We start from the raw sequence: 19386 nt of genomic DNA, 5'->3' as shown, positions 1-19386 counted from the left end.
GAAAGGTTAAATTTAATGAAATATTGTATCATCATCCCGGATGGAATGGCCGATTATAAATTGGAGAGACTCAATGGAAGAACTCCTCTGGAAGCGGCTAGAACACCAAATATGGATGATTTATCATCTAATGGAATTTTAGGTGTCGTTAATACCGTACCTGAAAAATTTAAACCAGGCAGTGATATCGCTTGCCTTTCGGTATTAGGTTACAACCCGGAAGTCTATTATACGGGTAGAGCACCGCTTGAGTCTGCAAGCCTGGGTATCGAACTGGGGGAAAAGGATTGGGCCGTTCGTTGTAACCTGATCACGGCAAATGATGGTATTCTGGAAGACTTCAGTGCTGGTCATATTTCGGACAATGAGGCAAAACTTATCATCTCTATACTTAATGAAAGCTCAACAGGAAAAAACGTAAGATTCTATGCAGGAAAGAGTTATAGAAATTTAATGGTTTATAGCGGAGATGTTGAGCTAGAAGCTGACTGCACCCCCCCTCACGATATCATAGGTAAACCAATAACACAAAATTTACCGAAGGGTAAGGGTAGTGAAGTATTACTGGACTTAATGCAGAATTCTTACCAGTTACTTGAAAATCATAAGGTAAATAAAGTCAGGATTGATCTCGGGGAAAACCCGGCAAATATGATCTGGTTGTGGGGACAGGGGCGGCGTCCATCATTAGCAACTTTTGAGGAGTTACATGGAATCTCTGGCGCAGTCATAACAGGTGTAGATTTATTAAAAGGCATGGCGAATTATATTGGTTGGAACATTATAGATGTGCCTGGAGCCACTGCATATTTAGACACAGACTATGACGCGAAAGCACAATATGCGATCAAAGCGATAGAGACACATGATCTGGTTTTAATACATATTGAAGCACCGGATGAAGCGGGACACGAAGGAAATACTCATGAAAAGATCCGGGCAATTGAAAATATTGATAAAAAAATCGTCGGTCCTGTTCTAGACGCACTGAAGAAGCATGATGACTTTCGAATTCTAGTCCTCCCAGACCATTATACACCAATAAGCAAGCGCACCCACACTTCAGAGCCGGTACCTTTTGCCATTTATGGCTCTATTTCAGGTAACAAAAGTAAACTGACATTCTCTGAATCAAACGCGGAACAGACCGGATTGAGGGTAAAAAAAGGGTATCAATTAATGAGTCATTTTATTGAAGGGACTATCTCTTAAAACACCAAAAAGAGTTAAATCCGTTGAATCTTCAATTTCAATATTGACAAGTTTTCCCGACAGGGAAGCAGAGACATCAGCTTGCTTAGTTCCTTCAGGCAGGTTAAATACAACAATCTGGTTCTGCCTTGTCCTTCCGCTTAATCTGCCCGCGTTCGTTTTACTACCGCCCTCCACCATAACCTCAACAAACTTTCCATGCATCTTTCTGTTTTCTTCAGTACTTATTTTTTTCTGTAAATCTAACAATATATGATTTCTTCTCTTTTTTATTTCTTCATCCACGCTATCAATCAATTCTGTTGCTGCCGTTCCTGTCCTCGGTGAGTATTTGAAAATAAAACTGTTTTGAAAACGAACATCATGAAACAGTCTCACTGTATCTTCAAAATCTTCTTCCGTTTCACCTGGAAACCCTACAATAAAATCACTTGCAATCTTAATACCGGGCACCATTGACTTTGCCATATCAACAAGCCCTTTATAATGTGCTGAAGAGTACTGCCGTCTCATTTTTTTTAATATTTTATCTGAACCTGACTGTACCGGCATATGTAAATATTCACAAACTGTGGATAACTCTCCAACCGATTCTATAATCTCTTTAGTCATGTCCTTCGGATGTGAGGTAACAAAACGAACTCTTTCTATACCATCTATTGGGTCAAGTTCTCTCAGCAGGCTAGCTAAAGTAACTTTCCCTTTCAAACCTTTTCCATATGAGTTTACATTCTGGCCCAATAGCGTAATCTCTTTACATCCATCATCTGCAAGTTTCTTAACCTCGTCAACAATGTCTGTAACGGACCGGCTAAACTCTCGCCCTCTGACGTACGGTACGATACAATAAGAGCAGTAATTATCACAGCCCCTCATAATGGATACAAAAGCGTTGTGTTGATTTTGTCTCTGAGTAACCAACCTGTCGAAATTCACCTCTCCGTCTTCATCAATAGCCAGAATTTGTCTGTTGTTTCCACTGATTTCTCCAAGTAACTCTGGGAGTCTGGAAAACATCCTGGTTCCGCAAACAAGGTCAACATGAGGCATACGTTTGAAAATCCTGTCTCCCTCGTTTTGAGCCATACAGCCAAGGACACCCAGGATCAATGCCGGGTTCTTTTCCTTTTGGTCTCTCAAACTTCCCAGTTGTGAGTATACTTTATGTTCAGCCTTATCACGTACACTGCATGTATTCAAGAGGATAACATCCGCGTCGTTCTCATCTTCGGCAAAAGAGTAACCTTTTTTTACAAGAGAACTTATTGACAACTCCGTGTCCAGCTTATTCATCTGGCAGCCAAAGGTCTTGATAAACACTCTCGGCAAATTGTTTTTTAAAGCTTCTGGATCACTAATCATCTTTCAGTTTTCACTTAATCAGAAATTTATAGGCAATTTATGTAAGAAAAAAAATTATCCTCTTTGTATATTACAGAACCGGACAACTCCCGGCAAATGGTGATATTTTTCACCTGGCTTATTTTGTTTATAACACTATCAGCGAGGTTAAATCTGCCTGGATATGATAAGTTTGATTACCTGCCCCGACATACCCAACACTGACAGGCGACAATCATTCTGGTTCAGACGAGGTAACTTTTCGGGCAAGCATCTTGCGCTACTGACGGGAAGAACAAATAAGGCTTTAATAGAACTCTGTTTAAACGCCGTCACACTTTACCCCTGCCAGATGACCACATTAATGGATTATCACTATAAACCGACCTTGACAAGGTAAAGCTTTTTAGTAAATAATTTGCTAATCAATTTTCAGATCTAATCCATATGACTGGCGGCTTCATTAATTAATGGGAGAAGAGCTTCAATCTCATCTTTCGTTAATCTCCCCAATTTAGCGAATCTGAGCTGCCCCTGACTGTTTTTGTTCTCTCTGGTAAGCTGCAGTTTTTTGGTTCCCTTATTATAGGAAAAAATACTTGCAGTCAATCTCTCTTGATCATTTTCCCAGGATTTTGCGAAAACACATTTATCCAATTCTTTGTCATACGGCATTTTAACCTCCTGATATGCTTTATTAAGTTAAAATAGTACCATCAAATTGTATTTGTGATAATTCTTTCCTCTTATTTATTTAAACATCATTTATATATCAATAAATCTCTTAATGTTGTAATTATATTATCGTCAATCACAAAAATGTGTATGTTTTGCACAAATATACTAAATGTGACAAGTCATAATGTCAATGATTATAATTGCTTATTATTGACTTTTTTGTCTAATGTTTTTTTCTCACATATACATTTCCGGATATATTTTGAAAGATCGTTCTTAACGGCATTATCAACTTCGATGAATGAAATCCCAATATCTAATTGATTGGAATTGAATTTCTCAACACGGACAACTGTCCCGATAATTAAAAGTGGGTTATCAGATATACCAGTGGGTATCTGAAGTTGTACTTTAGTGCCTATATCTATAGAATAGTCCGATTTAAAAAGAAGCCCTCCAGCACTCAGGTCTGAACTTTTTGTTTCACCGGCAACGATGTTCTCTTCAGAATAGACTTCCTTAACGCGAAGGTCAGTGATAAAATCCACTCGAATGAAACGTCGCCTGTTCTCTGAGTAAATTACAACGTTATTCTTACCTGCTTCTTTCGCTTTATAAACAGCAATATCAGCATTTTTCAATAGACATTCTGCATCAGTTGCATCTATTGGCAATGTTGCCACACCTCCACTAATTGTCAAATTGATTAACTGGCCTTTATAGTCAAATTTTGTATTTTCCACCTTCTCACGGATCCTCTCTCCCACTACAAAAGCATCAGCTTTTCCTGTTTGTGGAAGAATAACTACAATTTCTTCACCCCCATATCGTGCGGCAATATCTATAGCTCGTATTCCTCCAATAACTATCCGCGCAACATGCTCCAGGGCACTATCACCTGCCAAATGCCCAAAGGCATCATTTACTTTTTTAAAATCATCAATATCAAAAAACAAAATTGATAACTCCTGTCCATACCGATTAGCACGTTCCGTTTCACGCAAAAATATTTCATCAAAAGTACGTCGGGAATGAAGACCCGTAAGGCTATCGTATCTCAAAGAATATAGCGCATCTTCCAGGACGCATATCTCAATTATTATAGGATTTTTCATGGATTTATTAATTGTGCAAAAGTAGTCACAAATTGCGGTTCTCAAGTTGACACCCCAACCCAGTGATTCACTCATGCTTTTTCTATGAGAGACAACCTGTTTCCAATAATCTTTTGCCTGATCAGGCGTTAAATCGAGATGTGTTAATACACTGAAAATAACCGGACACACCTCGTCGCCAAATTTGTCGATAATGCAATTAAGCTCAGCGATAAGCTTATCATCATCAATAGAAAATTCATCCAGACAGCTCAACACTAGATTTCGTATAGTTTCCACAAATAGATCTTCCTTATATTATCATTAGAAAAAGAACAAGGTGTCTTGTCTTAAATATTGCCGGTATCGAGTTATCATAAAAACAGTTAACAACCCTTATGAAATCCATCACTATTTCAGCAACGGTTTATTATTTGTAGATTAATGAAAGAGTACTGATTTTATTTAATGGCTAACGATGCGCATAATTGTATAGTACGGCAAACAATATATACACAACAGCTTATAGTAGAAATGTTGGATATTAAAAGCAAGTGGAAAATGGTTGAAACCGAATAGTTACTAATAAACTATATCATTTTAACGAAGTTTGAGCAAAACAGCCTTGCCTGTGCCTTGTAACTCTCAGATTTTATTTTTGTATCAGCAATAATCCGGTCAGGATCAACAATACCTTTTAATGAATCGACCTCATCTCTATAAGCATCAATCCATTGATAAATCATTTCGTCAGTGACTTCAACGTGAAACTGCAGGCCATAAATGTTACTACCTACCCTGTATGCCTGATTTGGACAAAGATCTGACTCGGCAAGTCTAACAGCCCCGTCAGGAATATCAAACGTGTCGCCATGCCACTGAAATACGTCAAACACTCCATGAAAGCCTTGAAACAGAGGGTCACCGAAACCACTCTCAGTCAAAGATACGTTAAACCAACCGATCTCTTTTTGAGGATTTTTCTTTACTGATGCGCCCGTTGCTTTTGCGATTAGTTGAGCACCAAGACAAAAACCTAACGCCGGTAACTTATTTTCTATAACCTCTTTTAAATATTCATTTTCTTGTTTTAGAAACGGATGTTTATCCTCTTCATATACGTTCATAGGTCCACCAAGTACAATAACTGCAGAGGTATCAGAAAGAGAATCCGGTAAAGCTTCTCCGTTGAAAACGTCTATTACGTCATAAGAGATGCCGTCGTCATTTAAGAATTCGCCTATAGTTCCAGGCCCCTCAATATCAATATGTTTAATTATCTGGACTTTCATCTGCCACTTTAAAAACACAGAATTCAGCACACATTGAACATACGTCGATATTCTGTGGCGTGCCTTTTTCTCTTATTTTCCTTGCATGTGCAGGATCAATACACGTTGAAAATTGCCCTTCCCAGTCACGCTTTCTCCTTAGTTGAGACATCGTCCTGTCCCATTCCCAGGCAGATTTTATCCCTTTTGCAATATCAGCAGCATGTGCTGCAATACGCGCCGCAATCACACCATCATGCACATCTTCAGGCTTTGGCAGCCCCAGATGCTCTGTTGGTGTTACATAACATAGAAAATCAGCTCCAGCGGATGCCGCGATAGCCCCCCCTATTGCAGAGGTGATATGATCGTATCCCGGAGCGATATCTGTTACAATTGGTCCAAGAACGTAAAATGGTGCTCCTTTACAAAGTTCTTTCTGCAACTGGATCTGAGATTGGATCTGATTCAGGGGAACATGCCCGGGACCTTCTACTATCACCTGCACATCCGCATCCCACGCTCTTTGAGTAAGCTCCGCCAATACGTTTAATTCATATACCTGTGCTCTGTCAAACGCGTCCGCTAAAGCACCGGGTCTCAACGCGTCACCCAGGCTCAAGGTTACATCGTATTCATACGCAATTGCCAATATTTCATCAAACTGTTCATAAAGAGGATTCTCTTTCTTATGAGAAGATATCCAATCTACAAGAAAAGAACCACCCCTGCTAACGACGCCACAGATTCTTTTATCGTCTACCAGATGTTTTAAAACACCCTGTGTGACGCCGCAATGGACTGTAATATAGTCAATTCCATCCTCGCAATGGCGCTTTATCGCATCAATCATACTTGTAGCGGTCATATCTCTGACAGAGTTTTTCTGTTTAACAGCATCAACCGCAGCTTCATATATCGGAACGCTACCTATGGTAATCGAACAGTTTCTCATTATTTCCTGTCTGATTTCACGAAGATTACCCCCCGTGCTGAGGTCCATAACTGTGTCTGCCTGTGCGTCTTCAGCAGCACGAAGTTTTTCCAGCTCTTCTTCCACTCCGTGATAGTCAGCCGATGTGCCTATGTTTGCGTTTACTTTAGTTCTGAGGTCTTTGCCGACACCACAGATTTTCTTAATCGAATGCTTCTTATTGCATGGAATCACGGCTTTTCCATCAGCTATGTTTGACCTTAAAGTTTCGACATCGCAGTCTTCAAGCTGTGCAACCCTCTCCATCTCAGGCGTGATTTTGTTTAACCTTGCCTGCTTCAACTGCGTCATTTATATTTCTCCGTTTTTCTTTTTGTAACAGAAACTAATCAACTGACTGTACGCTGGGCAGTGCACACCCTACAGACATATCATTAATGTTCGCTTAAAGTGCTAATTAACAACCGCAAGCGAGTACAAACTCTTAACCTCTTCTTTGCTTAATGCCCTGTATTTTCCAACCCTTAGACTATAATGCATTTTCAAAGGCCCGATTTTAATTCTTTTCAGTGAAATCACCGGATGGTCTATTTTAGCAAGAATACGTCTGATTTCTCTGTTCTTACCTTCTCTTAGCACTATCTCCAAAGCACTGTGCTTGTATCTTCTGGAAATAATTTTCACCCTGGCAGGCATTGCCTTACCCTCAGAAATCCAGACACCTCGTTTAAGAACCCGTATTGCCGGATCTGAAACCCTTCCTTTTACTACTACCTGATATGTTTTCTCTATTCCATACCTCGGATGGGAAAGCAGATTCGCCAGTTCACCATCGTTAGTTATTATGATAAGCCCTTCACTATCTTTATCCAGCCTGCCTACTGTATATACCCTTTGCTCTATATGATTTAACAAATCAATAGCCCTGGGATCTCTGGATTTCGCCACATTTGTACAAACATATCCCCGTGGTTTATTGAGAAGAAAATATATCTTTTTCTGCTTTTTTATGAGTTCTCCGTCACAATAGACATTGTCCCTGCCCGGGTCTATCATATGACCAAGCTTTGTTACTCGTTTACCATCAATTGATACTCGACCTGATTCTATTAAGCTTTCACATTTACGCCTGGAACCCAGACCTGCCTGTGCCAGGAATTTATGGAGTCTTTCCATGATTTATTATATAGAAAACTTAAGAATATACGCACTATTCTAGTTATTTTACTGGACCCTGGAACCGGGCCCAACATCTTTCTCTGTAGTGAGCAGTACTACATCATCACCATCCCTTGCGGCAAGGAGCATACCCTGGCTTTCAACACCTCTTAAAACAGCAGGTGCAAGATTATTGACAACAACTATTTTCCTGCCAACAAGTTCTTCCATACTGTAATGGTTCTTTATGCCTGCCACCAGCTGCTTCTCTCCATCCCCTGCGTCAACCCTTAATACCAATAGCTTGTCCGCATTAGGGTGTTCTTCTACCGCTTTTATCACTGCTACCCTTAAGTCTATTTCAGAAAAATCCTGAATACTAATTGTCATATTATCCTCACTGTAACGCCATTAAGATTCACTTTTTGATTGGCCATCGATTCTAACAGATGTCTTTCTTGATTAGCAAGCTAAAACTGTATCCCAAACAGTACCGCTAATACTTGACCTTCAAAAGGCACAAACCATTTGCCGAAACAGTATTCCCCGCCTTTGCCCTGACCCCGGATTTTACGATCTTCTTAAACTCTGTTAGCGTCATCTTCCCCCTGCCAACTTCAATCAACGTGCCAACAATTGACCTGACCATTTTGTATAGAAACCCGTCGGCCTCTATAGTAAACGTCAAAAAGTTTCCCTTTTTTTTATCTCCAGCCTTATTATAGTCCTTACACTACTGATAGCTTCTGATTTTGATTTAAATGCGCTGAAATCATGCTTGCCTATCAGGGCCTTTGATGCTTTCTGCATCTTCTCAGCATCTAAATGCATACTGTAATGAAGACAATAATCCCTGCCAATAGCATTTCTGTTTTTCCTGTTTAAAATAGTGTAACGGTAAATTTTGGATTTTGCGCTATACCGGGAATGAAATTTATCAGGAACTTTTTTCGCTGATTTGACTACGATATCTTTCGGAAGATAAGTATTGATAGCCTGTACTAAATTATAGATGGTAATATTTGATTTCGTTTTAAAATTGGCAACCTGGCCAATAGCATGGGTACCGGCATCCGTCCTACCAGAGCCATGAAGATCTATCTCTTCGTTAACAACTCTCTCAATAGCCTTTCTGAGTTTCTCATGGATTGTAATTCCGTTCATCTGCTGCTGCCAACCAGCATAATTCGTACCGTCATACTCGATAATGAGTTTAATATTATTCACGAGAAGTTTCTACAAGTAGTGAAGCACTTTTAAAATACAAACAGTGCCTTTTAAAGAGTGGTTAAAGATTTGATAATATACAAAATATATTGATAAATAAGATTTTTCATTCTGCTTCGCTCTATTCAGAATTATACTTACTGCAAGTCATTCTGAGGAAGGAACAACCTCTGCCAGACTAATGGCAGGCGGGGAAGAATCTTTACTTTTGAATTTCCAATACTATGAACTCAAAAACGAGCGAACAAAAAGGGGTGTTCGGTGGCGAAGCTACCCAGATAAGCCCAAAACTGGGTAATTTACTGTCAAGGCTTTTCCCCGACACCAACACCCCCGTTATATGACAAGACCAGAGTTAATCATTTAATAATGTTTGCCCTTGCAAGCACAAAGCATTGCAATCCCTGTTATTTTATTTACTACCTCTTTATTTGTCAACCATGAAAAAATGAGTCAGTTTACCTCAGAAACATCCGGTTAGATTTTTGCGTATTACAAATTAATGCTCCAAAATTTTCATTCCAGCCCGGCAGTCAGGTCGGCAATCCGTTCGGACGTGAACGGGTACCTATTCCGGGAGGCATGCTTTAAGCGGGTATCCAGATTGAACGAACCACCCGGATACCCGATAAAGGAATTCTGATATGATAAAAATGGTATCCGCAAAAACCTAACCCGACACGACTGAAAAAAAATGGAATAATTGAGAAGAAAATGATACAAATTAAAACTATATGCAATATCGACATTTGAACTTTGCATTTTAGTCTGAAAGGATATAAAAGGTTGAACTATTCAATAAATAATACAAAAATCGGCGCGTATGTATATCCGGGCTGGCACGCATGTGATGAACGGGACAGCAAATTCCAACCGGGCTGGAGTGAGTGGGACCTTGTCTTGAAAGCGCCGGAACGTTTTCCTGGTCACAACCAGCCGCGATTACCTGCAGATGGGCCTTACGATGATTCAGTCCCCTCTACCGTTCAGAAACAGGTAGGACTTGCCCGTAAATACGGTGTGGACTTCTTTGTATATGGTTTTTTCTGGTCTCGAGGAAAACGTGTTTTCGACGCCGCATTGGATAAGGGATTTCTCGGTATGGATAGTGGTGACAACTTTCCTTTTACCCTGATGTGGGCAAATCGTATGCCACGTGGAATTCTTCCGGTTAAACACAATTCCAGTCCCGAAATTGGTCCGGGCAGACTTGTTTACACAGACCCGGATGATTTTGTGGAATTGATTAAATATCTTGAGAAAAAATACTTCTCAAGACCAAACTATCTTCGTGTAAACGAAATGCCCATGTTCTCCATCTTTGACAGTACTTTTTTTCTACGACAGTTGGGAGAAGGGCTCGCGTCCCTGGCAATCCATAAGGCGAAAGACTATCTTAGAAAAAAAGGATATCCCGGACTTCATCTTATGGCAATAAATCCGGCGCCTGCTAAAATTGGTGAGTTTAAAAAGGCAGGATTTGACAGTATCAGCCACTATGTCTGGCTTCCTGACTGGAAGGGTAAATACCAGCAGGATTATGCAGAATTGGTAAAAAAACGAAGCCGTGAATGGAAAGGCTTTGCTGATAAATCAGGACTTACATACTTTCCATCTGTATCACCCGGTTGGGATGCCACACCTCGTGCCGCAATAAAAGGCTACCATAAACCTGAACGCTATCCCTGGTGGCCTGTTGTGGTAAACGAAAATCCCGCACTCTTTTCCAATTTTCTTGGCCACGCAATAAACTATACAATGAAATTCAATAAACCACAACTCTCCTTCATTGCGTCCTGGAACGAATGGAGTGAAGGACATTATCTGGAACCGGACAAGCGTTATGGTACTGCCTGGCTTGAAGCGGTCAGGAAGGCAAAACAGGATGCCTTCTGACTGGACATTTGTATCTGTAGACATCGAACTTACCAACCGGTGCGTAAGCGAATGTCTAATGTGTCCGCGAGATGATATCACCAGACCGAAAGGCATGATGTCAGAAAGTGTGTTCAATGTCGTTTCAGAGAAGCTTGTCAGAGAAGGAAGCCTGATTACTTTTTCAGGTATTGGTGATCCTCTTTCTCATCCTGAGGTTTTCGAATGGATATCTGGCATACGTGAAAACAATTGTGATGTGGGAATAGTGATAAACCCTGAATCATTAAATAAGAAAATCTCACACAAGCTTATTGAGTCCCGACCAAACTCAATTACCGTTTCATTTCCAAGCATAAAAAAAGTGGTATTTGAAAAACTTTGCCCAAAGATATCTTTTGAAGATGCTTTAGAACGGACACTGGGATTGGCTGCCCTATCTCGTGGTAATGCGGGTTTGAGAGTGTCGGGCATAACGACTGAAATAAACAGTGATGAGCCGGAAGATTATCTCTGTTTCTGGAAAAAGCGGGATATAAGAGCTGATATAACCGCATGTCACGGACGAGGAGGAAACCTGAAGAACCTGGAAATATACAAACCGGAAACTATTGGGTTGGACTCCGGAAAGTGCGGCTTGTTTCAATTTCACACTTTTGTAACATGGGAAGGTGAAGTACTGGCGTGTTGTCACGACCTGACCGGTGCTACAAGTATCGGTAACCTGAGCAATGATGATGTTTCTGTTATTGCCGAAAGGAAGCGGAATATCCTGAGAGGCCCTATGCCCTTTCCACTCTGCCAACAGTGTGACGAACCACTGAGACTCCAGCCTCCTGTTCAAAGAGATCCGCCAAAAAACAAAAAAGAGCGATGGAAGTTCTTTAGTTCAATCAGGCAGGATAATTTTTATTCTCCTGCCTCTTCTTCTATAAAAGTCCCGTAAGGACCTCGAATGTTAATAGAATCATGCTCTTCCAGTGCTTTTTTGTTCGGTGTGGTAATCTTAACTCTTCCGTTTATCGTCTTAAAAGGAGATTGTGATATCCCTACCCTGAAGGAATTGCCCAGAATTTTTGCTTTATTAAAATGCTCTTGAGTATAAGTGTAAACCAGATGGACAGGACTCTTACCTTTTTTACTTACAAGAGATTTCCCTTCCTGGTTATAGAGAGTTATAGTCAATGCTTTATACTCCGGTTCCCAGGAAGCATCAGCCTCAATATCACCTGGATATTCTGCTGTAAACAGTATTTCTCTTGATCGCACATCACTGCCTTCCTTAAAAACACTGGGAAGATAGAATGAGTGCTCTGCTTTACCGGCAAGAACATATTTCCGGTTAATTGTTGCAAAAACAACCACCATTACAATGCTTATCAGTATTACTATATATATTCTGCCGGACAAAAAACGACTCATTTCCAACCCTCCTGTATAGAGATAAACCTCACTACACTAATATGTTATGCATAGTTATCCTGCAAAGATGGAATTGTCATAATCCCTGTACTTGCCATGTTTAAATTATTTGTTAATAATAAGTTACTCGATATAAAGCAAACAATATACCCTGACGAGTAAGTTCAGAAAAATGAAGTCTTCATTTCTATATTTCCCTCTTTATTTCTCACGCCAAGCCACAGAGATCACCAAAAAATCACAATAAAAGAAATTGTAAGATAAAAGCCTTTTTTTCTCTTTGCGTTCTTTGCGGCTCTACGTGAAAATTTTTTCCTTTTGAGGTATTATAATATGATGGGTTTTCCGTTGACAGAACAAATTGAATTTCCTATGCTATCACTCCGTCTTATATGAAAAAGGAAGTTTTTTCTGAGTAAAGCTTAAGAAACGAACTAGATATCGAGTACAATGAAAACTTCCTTCGACTCCGCTCAGGATGACGTCACACTGTGAGTTCTGAACGACGTCACACTGAGCATAGTAGAAGCGTTATCAACACTGAATCTTATACATTAAATTGATAAATATACGAAATAACATTTTAATTATGGAGGTGAAGAAATGGATTGGGGAATGAAAAACAGGCTCTCTTCGATAATGGGATCTGACGGCAAATGTATGTTCATGCCTATAGATCATGGGTATTTCCTGGGACCCACAAATAATCTGGAGAAACCCGGAGAGACCATTAAACCGATTATTGAATACTGCGACGCGCTTTTTGTCACAAGAGGAGTTTTGCGTGCAGCCATAAACCCGGATGACAGCAAACCGATCATCCTTCGAGTATCCGGAGGTACCAGCGTGGTTGGAGGAGATCTGGCAAACGAGGGGCTTACTACTTCGATAAAAGACGCTGTCAGGCTCAATGTCTCCGGTGTAGGTCTGTCTGTCTTTATTGGAAGCGATTACGAGCGCCAGACACTTCTTAATCTTGGAAAACTCGTAGACGAGTGCGAAGAGTACGGTATTCCGGTAATGGCAGTTACTGCTGTCGGAAAAGAGCTGGAAAAACGTGACGCTAGATACCTTGCACTATGCTGTCGAATCGCTGCAGAAATTGGCGCCAAGGTAGTTAAAACCTACTGGTGTGAAGAGTTTGAAAAAGTTACTGAAGGCTGTCCTGTTCCAATAGTTATAGCAGGCGGACCAAAGTTTGATACTGAACTTCCGGTGTTTGAGTTCGTCCATGACGGAATGACAAAGGGAGCCATCGGTTTAAACCTTGGGAGAAACATCTGGCAGCATAAGCATCCTGTAGCGATGGCTAAGGCCCTGCATGCAATTATCCATAAAGGTGCAAATCCTCAGGAAGCCAACGACATATTCAACGATACAAAGAATGGATAATACCTAATAACTAGCGATTCCCCACGAAAATCACGAAATACATTAAAGTATTTTTTGTGAATTTCGTGGGGTTTGCAAAATCCCTATGTGCGTCGTTGTGGCACCGCTTCGAGAGTGGAACATGACCAGGGATGAATCGTTTGCAAAATCCCTATGTGCGTCGTTGTGTATCTATTAATATAATTAATAGACTTTTTTGACAAACCGGAGAAGGTAAATGAACATTTTAGTTGCAGTTGATTTATCCAGTGCTTCGCAAAAGGTGTTGTCTAAGGTAAAAACTATGGCCTTGGCTTTTTCCGCAAAAGTATGGATACTGCATGTTGCTGAACCCGAACCTGATTTTGTTGGTTATAAGCCTGGGCCACAGACCGTTCGTGATCAAATTGCACAGGAATTACACGAAGAACGAGAGAAACTGCAAAAAGAGGTAGATAATTTTCGCGCATCCGGAATTGATACAACATCTCTTTGTGTTCAAGGTGCAACGGTTGAAGTTATTTTGCGTGAATCTAATAAATTAAAAATTGATATGATAGTAGTTGGTTCCCACGGCCATGGCACTGTACATAACTTGATAATTGGTAGTGTAAGTGAGGGAGTATTGCACGGCTCTTCTTGTCCGGTCCTTGTCATACCAACACATGGACGTGCTTAATGAAAGAGGACATCACATTTAACCCAGGTTGCCACCGTTTAAATACGCCTTACGGGCTTCTATTGGCGTGTTCCAGTTCAACAACCCATGTATTCTCTCAGTATTGTATTTGTCAATAAACTCTATTGTCTCATCATATGCCTGACCATAACTATGAAAATATCTCACCTGCATAAACTCAATTTCCAATATTGAATTAAATGCCTCCACATGGGCATTCTTGTTTGGTGTTGCAGGTGGTATTAATTCATGTATTACCTCATTGTTATAACTTTCCATGTTCTTTATAAACACCTTTGAGGTCATCTGGCTTCCATTATCGCTCCTTATTATCAGTTGGTTTGTATCTAATTTATGCTTCTCTACAGCTATGTTTAATGCCAGTACCAGGTCTTTGCCTGTACAACTCAGACCTATGTGGTAATTCACTACATAGCGTACAAATACATCTATTATTATTAATATGAAATAAAATCTCTCTTCACCATGTATATATCCATATTTCAAATCCAATTCCCATAGCTCATCCGGCTTACTTATCGTACGGTTCTGGCATATACGCCTACCTTTTACCTTTGACACCTTCTTTCTTCTGGGCAACAATAATTTGTTCTCTTTGCATAAACGGTATACCTTCTTGTGATTCACTATGTAACCATAATCTCTCCACAAATAATGACTTAGTTTGTGATAACCTCCGGCATTGACAAACTCAATCTTACTTCTGTAAGCCTTCAAAGCACATAGTATTGCTTCATCGTATACTCTTTCTCCTTTTTGATTAAATGAATATCCTGGCAGAGGACGTCCTCTGCTCTCCTGTCTCTTATCCGTTCCTTTCTTATTTACGTGATTGTACCAGGTTGCGTTTGGTACTCCACTGTACTTTATTACCTGCTGAGTTTTATTTCCTCCATCTATAAATATCTTACTGACTACTAATCTTTCAGCCAGAGTTGGTGGCTTTTTTTTAAAAGTTCCTTCAATATCTCATTTTCTAATTTCACACCCTTTAGTTCGGTTTCCAACTCTTTTACGTTTCTCTTGCTCTCTTTTTTCTACTTGTTCTTATACCTCCTGATCCATCCATAAATCGTCGTTACCGGTATATCATGCTTACTGGATACCGCACCATAATTATTAGTTTCAATACATTCTTTTACTACTTGTTCTTTCTGCTCTTCACTATAACTCTTTAATAAACGTCTCTGCATTTCTGGCCCCTTTCTGGTATTTATACTATCAAATTAGGAACTTTTTCTCCCCATTATATAGGGGGCTAAAGAGGAAGCAAACCAGGGAAAACATGCTTAGTTCTACCAACTGCCTTACTAAAGAAGAGAGCTGATGCCTGCTTTTAATTATATGCAGGATGCAATTGTTTGAATATACGTTGATTGGTAAGAAAACCCAGATTTACTTCTCAAATCAGAAAGATCAGAATGAAAATCAAAGCAAATAATACACCTATAAGAGAACTAAAGATCCAGACAGTAAAAAAGAGAAAAAGCCCTCTCGACTTCCAGCATAACTTAAGAAAAACAAAACACTTGAAACCAGACCGAAAAATTGATAAACTCATACTCTTGTATTGTAGTTTTTTTGTTACAAGATACTTGAGTATTAAGAGTACTGATCATTTCGGGGCCCATAGCTCAGTTGGTTAGAGCAACGGACTCATAATCCGTGTGTCCTAGGTTCGAGTCCTAGTGGGCCCATTTATTCCCTTATTTCTATTCACGCCTGGCTTATTGATAGTTCTCTCCTGTTATATTCTGTTTTTCTATCGTAATGTTACTACAACCTAACCAGATAAACTGGAAAACTAGAAATCCGAATGTCAAAGAAACAAATGTTCTAAACAAAAAATATGTTTAACACTGAATGTTTAAGATTTTAGCATTTGGGTTTTGTATTTATTTCGAATTTCCGATATCCCAATCTGTAGGGCAGGGAAATTCGATTTTCTTTGCCATAATTGATCAAAATATTTTTGTTAAGAGACTAAGTTTGACAATTCTTGATTATTATTGATGCGATCTCTAAAGAATAATCTGGCAAAAAACCGTTTTGCAACACAAGTTTTAAAACTGAAAATAGATAAATTGTTTTTTCCCATATACACCCAAAAGTATCAACGCAATTATCAATCCATCGTAATAGGCCATACGGAGATAATACCTTGTGTTCTGCCCCAGTTTCTGGTGTAAGCGTAATATGCCGCGCATAGTATCATGCATCATTACAATCAATATGAGCGCCAGACTAAGACAACATTCAAATCCGGTTATATTTATGAGTATGAGTGAATCTTACAAACACCTCTCAAATCCATTGTCAGAATCCTATAGATGTCATAAGGGAGACCGCTAAACATATTTGAGAGGATAATACCCGCATCTCTAATAGAATTAGCCCTGAAAAAAATCCACGCTACAAGTACCAGGTGGAAGGTAAGAAATACAGCTACTATTTTTTTAATCCGGGAGAGTTTTCTATACCAATAATATTCAATATTTTAGCCTGTAGTTTTTTTGTTCGCATATATATTATCAAATAGAGGCCATGTATTGCTCCCCAAACCAGAAATGTCCAGTTCACGCCATGCCACATCCCGCTGATAAGGAATACAGCCATAATATTATATATCCAGCGAGATTTAGATACACGATTGCCGCCCAAAGGCTTATATACATAATCCCGAAACCAGGTGGATAGTAAAATATGCCATCTTTTCCAGAATTCAGAGACTGAAGCAGCTAAATAAGGATAATGGAAATTTTCCATAAGATCGAAACCCATTATCTTTGCAGAGCTGATCGCAATCGCAGAATATCCGGCAATATCAGCATATATCTGAAAAGCAAAGAAGTAAGTAGCCAGCAAGAGCGGTGCTCTATAAAATTGATGCGGAGCACTGTAAACAGAGTCGACATAGACAGCTAAACGATCAGCCACAACTACTTTCAGAAAAAACCCCCAAAGCATTATTCTGAACCCACTGACAAGGCGCTGGTAATTAAATTGATGGTCTTGCAGAAATTGGGGAATTAAATGCGAGGCCTTTCAATAGGACCAGCTACCAGCTGCGGGAAAAATGCCACATAAACTGCAAAACGTCCCAGATGTTTCTCCGGTTCAATGTGACCACGGTACACGTCTATGGTATAGTTAATGGTTTGAAATGTATAAAATGATATACCTAAAGGCAGAAGAATATCCAATTGGGGTACATTGTAGATAATATCAAACTTGTCACATAATCCCTGCAAACTTGCATTCAAAAAATTGTAATATTTGAACGTAAATAACAGCCCTAAATTGGTCACCAGACTTGTGGCTAATAAACCCTTTCTTTCTATCCCACCCTCAGGAAACCTGACCATGAGTAGACCCGCTATATAATCCACTATTGTGGAAGCTACAAGCAAAATTGCGTAATTAACTTTCCAGCGGGTATAAAAATAGTAGCTTGCCAGTAGAAGAAGCACCCACCTCCAACGCTGCGGTATAGAATAATACAGCAATACCACTATTGGAAAAAAGAATATAAAATGAAGAGAGTTAAAAAGCATTCAGCACCTTTTCTTTTCTAAAAACCTTTTCAGGTATCAAAATTCGGTAAATAAAATTATGACCATCAACATTCAAGTGTCCGTCACGGATAAAATAGAGTTGATTACCCTTAGATACAGCATTTTTCACTGCGGGCAACAGGTCAAGACAGGCGATATCGAAGCGTTCACATAGTTGAGCTAATCGCCTGTTTGGTTTTTCTAAATCAATACTTGACGGATCCTTACCGTATTTTCTTGTAAATCTTTCATAAAGTATGTTTGAACTCTGAAACTCAAACGGAATAAAAACAACATAGAGTTCTGCGCCCGCTTTACCGGCATAATTTTTCATCGTTTCAAGAGTCTTAGACAATAATTTCCAACCATAATCTATTTCAGGAGAGTCTTTTATTCCGTCAAAGTCTAAGCAAATAATAAAATGGATAGGTGTTCTCCTCAGAACTTCTAATCCAAATTCTGTTTTCTTTGAAGAGAGAATTTTTTTAATGGTTGTATGAGTAGTAAAATAGTCCATAAAACTCAAGTACTTTTTGGTATTATTCTCAAAGATAAATTCTTCATTCCACTTTGCTACATTAGAATGACAAGTCAGCATGTCATTCTGAGGAAGTAACAACCGAAGGATCTCAACGTCTCCAACTTTGACATTCATATACGTTAATTTAATTGGACGGTCATTCATCAAAAAAAAGTCGCATATTTACCAGGCAGTCTTTTTCTGTAGCTCTTTTGGGAAACAAACGCTACTTTTAACCACTTACCTGATAATGTTTCAGGATTGCTCAATTCAGATTAAACCTATATAAACGATATTCCTTGTAATGGTTTTTAACTTATGATAGATTGATCAGGTGTTTCCAGAAAAACTATAATTAACGGCTATAACCTCTGATTAGAGATTTGAGTGTTCAGGGATGACAGCTTATGGGTTATTTCGGATAAGTGGGGCGATTTTAAAAAACATCAAGAATTTGGGAGGGTAAGCGCGTTGGATATACTGAATAATAGAAACAGGTTGTTAATGCTGATGGCCGGTGTTTTGATGGCGTTGTCCTTAACATTGATAATTTTTAATTTTACTGGTACTATAGAATATTCGAAGCGTAATACAATTACGTTTTCTATGCTATTTGCTGCAGCAATATTCTTTTTTATTAAAAACATGAGACGGCAATGAGAAAGATCAGGATAATTACATGTGACGTTTCTGCCGTCGCAGGGCTTTCAAGCAGTAATACGTCTGACGCTATCTGGGATGCTTTACCCATTGAGAACAGTGTAAATACATGGGGAGATGAAATATATTTTGACATTCCAGTAGATTCACCGCTAGATGAAACAGCAAAAGAGGTAGTTGAAAAAGGTGATTTGGGTTACTGGCCAACGGGAAAGGCCTTCTGTATATTCTTTGGCCCGACACCGGCCAGTCAGGGTGATGAGATACGTCCTGCCAGTGCTGTTAATATTGTTGGCAAGGTTGAAGGTGATGTTGATATATTTAAGAGTGTGCGGGATGGTACGAGTATAAAATTAGAAAGAGTTTAAA

The 19386-nt window shown here is 39.4% G+C and carries 20 protein-coding genes, 1 tRNA gene and 1 pseudogene; 8 read left to right on the top strand and 14 right to left on the bottom strand.

What is annotated here, in order from left to right; genetic code table 11:
- Nucleotides 1-15: 15 nt before the first annotated feature.
- A complete protein-coding gene (locus SCALIN_RS19850; protein ID WP_096896180.1) occupies nucleotides 16-1212 on the top strand; it encodes a cofactor-independent phosphoglycerate mutase in 1197 nt (398 codons plus the stop codon).
- On the opposite strand, the gene miaB is transcribed toward SCALIN_RS19850, so the two are convergent.
- The 8 genes and pseudogenes from miaB to truA form a co-directional block, all read right to left on the bottom strand.
- Entirely contained in the window at nucleotides 1177-2574 is a 1398-nt protein-coding gene (gene miaB / locus SCALIN_RS19845) for a tRNA (N6-isopentenyl adenosine(37)-C2)-methylthiotransferase MiaB (RefSeq protein ID WP_096896179.1), read from the bottom strand. The genes SCALIN_RS19850 and miaB overlap by 36 nt on opposite strands.
- A gap of 417 nt (nucleotides 2575-2991) precedes the next feature.
- Complete coding sequence (locus tag SCALIN_RS19840) at nucleotides 2992-3228, bottom strand: hypothetical protein (RefSeq protein ID WP_096896178.1); 237 nt, start codon at nucleotides 3226-3228, stop codon at nucleotides 2992-2994.
- 197 nt (nucleotides 3229-3425) lie between these two features.
- Nucleotides 3426-4625, bottom strand: a complete 1200-nt coding sequence (locus SCALIN_RS19835; RefSeq protein ID WP_096896177.1) for a diguanylate cyclase — start codon at nucleotides 4623-4625, stop codon at nucleotides 3426-3428.
- 290 nt (nucleotides 4626-4915) lie between these two features.
- Nucleotides 4916-5617, bottom strand: a complete 702-nt coding sequence (locus SCALIN_RS19830) for a type 1 glutamine amidotransferase (protein ID WP_096896176.1) — start codon at nucleotides 5615-5617, stop codon at nucleotides 4916-4918.
- Entirely contained in the window at nucleotides 5598-6881 is a 1284-nt protein-coding gene (thiC, locus tag SCALIN_RS19825) for a phosphomethylpyrimidine synthase ThiC (protein WP_096896175.1), read from the bottom strand. Before thiC ends, SCALIN_RS19830 begins: the two co-directional genes overlap by 20 nt.
- A 102-nt stretch (nucleotides 6882-6983) precedes the next feature.
- Nucleotides 6984-7706, bottom strand: a complete 723-nt coding sequence (locus SCALIN_RS19820) for a pseudouridine synthase (protein WP_096896174.1) — start codon at nucleotides 7704-7706, stop codon at nucleotides 6984-6986.
- A gap of 48 nt (nucleotides 7707-7754) precedes the next feature.
- Nucleotides 7755-8078 (bottom strand): methionine--tRNA ligase subunit beta, encoded by a 324-nt coding sequence (gene metG / locus SCALIN_RS19815; protein WP_096896173.1) that lies wholly within the window; start codon nucleotides 8076-8078, stop codon nucleotides 7755-7757.
- A gap of 106 nt (nucleotides 8079-8184) precedes the next feature.
- Nucleotides 8185-8915 (bottom strand): annotated as a pseudogene (gene truA / locus SCALIN_RS19810) (tRNA pseudouridine(38-40) synthase TruA).
- A gap of 786 nt (nucleotides 8916-9701) precedes the next feature.
- On the opposite strand from truA, the gene SCALIN_RS19805 reads away from it, so the two are divergent.
- Nucleotides 9702-10811 carry a glycoside hydrolase family 99-like domain-containing protein gene (locus SCALIN_RS19805; RefSeq protein ID WP_162532429.1) on the top strand — a complete coding sequence of 370 codons (1110 nt, stop codon included), beginning with the start codon at nucleotides 9702-9704 and terminating at the stop codon, nucleotides 10809-10811.
- Nucleotides 10801-11736: a radical SAM/SPASM domain-containing protein gene (locus SCALIN_RS19800; protein WP_162532428.1), complete on the top strand. Its 936-nt coding sequence runs from the start codon at nucleotides 10801-10803 to the stop codon at nucleotides 11734-11736. The genes SCALIN_RS19805 and SCALIN_RS19800 overlap by 11 nt, the downstream gene beginning before the upstream one ends.
- Here the strand turns inward: SCALIN_RS19800 and SCALIN_RS19795 are convergent.
- Nucleotides 11700-12212, bottom strand: coding sequence for a hypothetical protein (locus SCALIN_RS19795; protein ID WP_096896170.1), 513 nt, complete (start codon nucleotides 12210-12212; stop codon nucleotides 11700-11702). The two genes, SCALIN_RS19800 and SCALIN_RS19795, sit on opposite strands and share 37 nt — an antisense overlap.
- A 603-nt stretch (nucleotides 12213-12815) precedes the next feature.
- Here SCALIN_RS19795 and lsrF point away from each other — a divergent pair.
- The gene (gene lsrF, locus SCALIN_RS19790; protein ID WP_096896169.1) at nucleotides 12816-13604 is read left to right on the top strand and encodes a 3-hydroxy-5-phosphonooxypentane-2,4-dione thiolase; all 789 of its coding nucleotides are present in this window, start codon (nucleotides 12816-12818) and stop codon (nucleotides 13602-13604) included.
- 217 nt (nucleotides 13605-13821) lie between these two features.
- The gene (locus tag SCALIN_RS19785; RefSeq protein WP_096896168.1) at nucleotides 13822-14262 is read left to right on the top strand and encodes a universal stress protein; all 441 of its coding nucleotides are present in this window, start codon (nucleotides 13822-13824) and stop codon (nucleotides 14260-14262) included.
- A gap of 18 nt (nucleotides 14263-14280) precedes the next feature.
- On the opposite strand, the gene SCALIN_RS19780 is transcribed toward SCALIN_RS19785, so the two are convergent.
- Both SCALIN_RS19780 and SCALIN_RS19775 read right to left on the bottom strand, forming a co-directional pair.
- Nucleotides 14281-15000, bottom strand: coding sequence for a DDE-type integrase/transposase/recombinase (locus SCALIN_RS19780; RefSeq protein ID WP_096896167.1), 720 nt, complete (start codon nucleotides 14998-15000; stop codon nucleotides 14281-14283).
- Between the two features lie 320 nt (nucleotides 15001-15320).
- Entirely contained in the window at nucleotides 15321-15476 is a 156-nt protein-coding gene (locus tag SCALIN_RS19775; protein ID WP_096896166.1) for a helix-turn-helix domain-containing protein, read from the bottom strand.
- A 228-nt stretch (nucleotides 15477-15704) separates the two neighbouring features.
- Between SCALIN_RS19775 and SCALIN_RS19770 the strand changes: the two genes are divergently transcribed.
- Together SCALIN_RS19770 and SCALIN_RS19765 are read left to right on the top strand one after the other, a co-directional pair.
- Nucleotides 15705-15929, top strand: a complete 225-nt coding sequence (locus tag SCALIN_RS19770) for a hypothetical protein (protein WP_096896165.1) — start codon at nucleotides 15705-15707, stop codon at nucleotides 15927-15929.
- Nucleotides 15907-15980, top strand: a tRNA-Ile gene (locus tag SCALIN_RS19765). Before SCALIN_RS19770 ends, SCALIN_RS19765 begins: the two co-directional genes overlap by 23 nt.
- A gap of 751 nt (nucleotides 15981-16731) precedes the next feature.
- Here SCALIN_RS19765 and SCALIN_RS19760 read toward each other — a convergent pair.
- The 3 genes from SCALIN_RS19760 to SCALIN_RS19750 form a co-directional block, all read right to left on the bottom strand.
- Nucleotides 16732-17250: an MBOAT family O-acyltransferase gene (locus SCALIN_RS19760; protein ID WP_096896164.1), complete on the bottom strand. Its 519-nt coding sequence runs from the start codon at nucleotides 17248-17250 to the stop codon at nucleotides 16732-16734.
- Between the two features lie 62 nt (nucleotides 17251-17312).
- Nucleotides 17313-17837, bottom strand: a complete 525-nt coding sequence (locus SCALIN_RS19755) for an MBOAT family O-acyltransferase (protein WP_096896163.1) — start codon at nucleotides 17835-17837, stop codon at nucleotides 17313-17315.
- The gene (locus SCALIN_RS19750; protein ID WP_162532427.1) at nucleotides 17827-18492 is read right to left on the bottom strand and encodes a hypothetical protein; all 666 of its coding nucleotides are present in this window, start codon (nucleotides 18490-18492) and stop codon (nucleotides 17827-17829) included. The genes SCALIN_RS19755 and SCALIN_RS19750 overlap by 11 nt, the downstream gene beginning before the upstream one ends.
- A gap of 521 nt (nucleotides 18493-19013) precedes the next feature.
- On the opposite strand from SCALIN_RS19750, the gene SCALIN_RS19740 reads away from it, so the two are divergent.
- Nucleotides 19014-19385, top strand: coding sequence for a cyclophilin-like fold protein (locus SCALIN_RS19740; protein WP_096896160.1), 372 nt, complete (start codon nucleotides 19014-19016; stop codon nucleotides 19383-19385).
- The last annotated feature ends 1 nt before the right edge of the window (nucleotide 19386 follow it).

Origin of the sequence: Candidatus Scalindua japonica (genome assembly GCF_002443295.1) — a bacterium.
Taxonomy (GTDB): Bacteria; Planctomycetota; Brocadiia; order Brocadiales; family Scalinduaceae; genus Scalindua; species Scalindua japonica.
The sequence above is the reverse complement of the archived record's forward strand: the minus strand, read 5'-3'. Positions and strand labels throughout refer to the sequence as shown.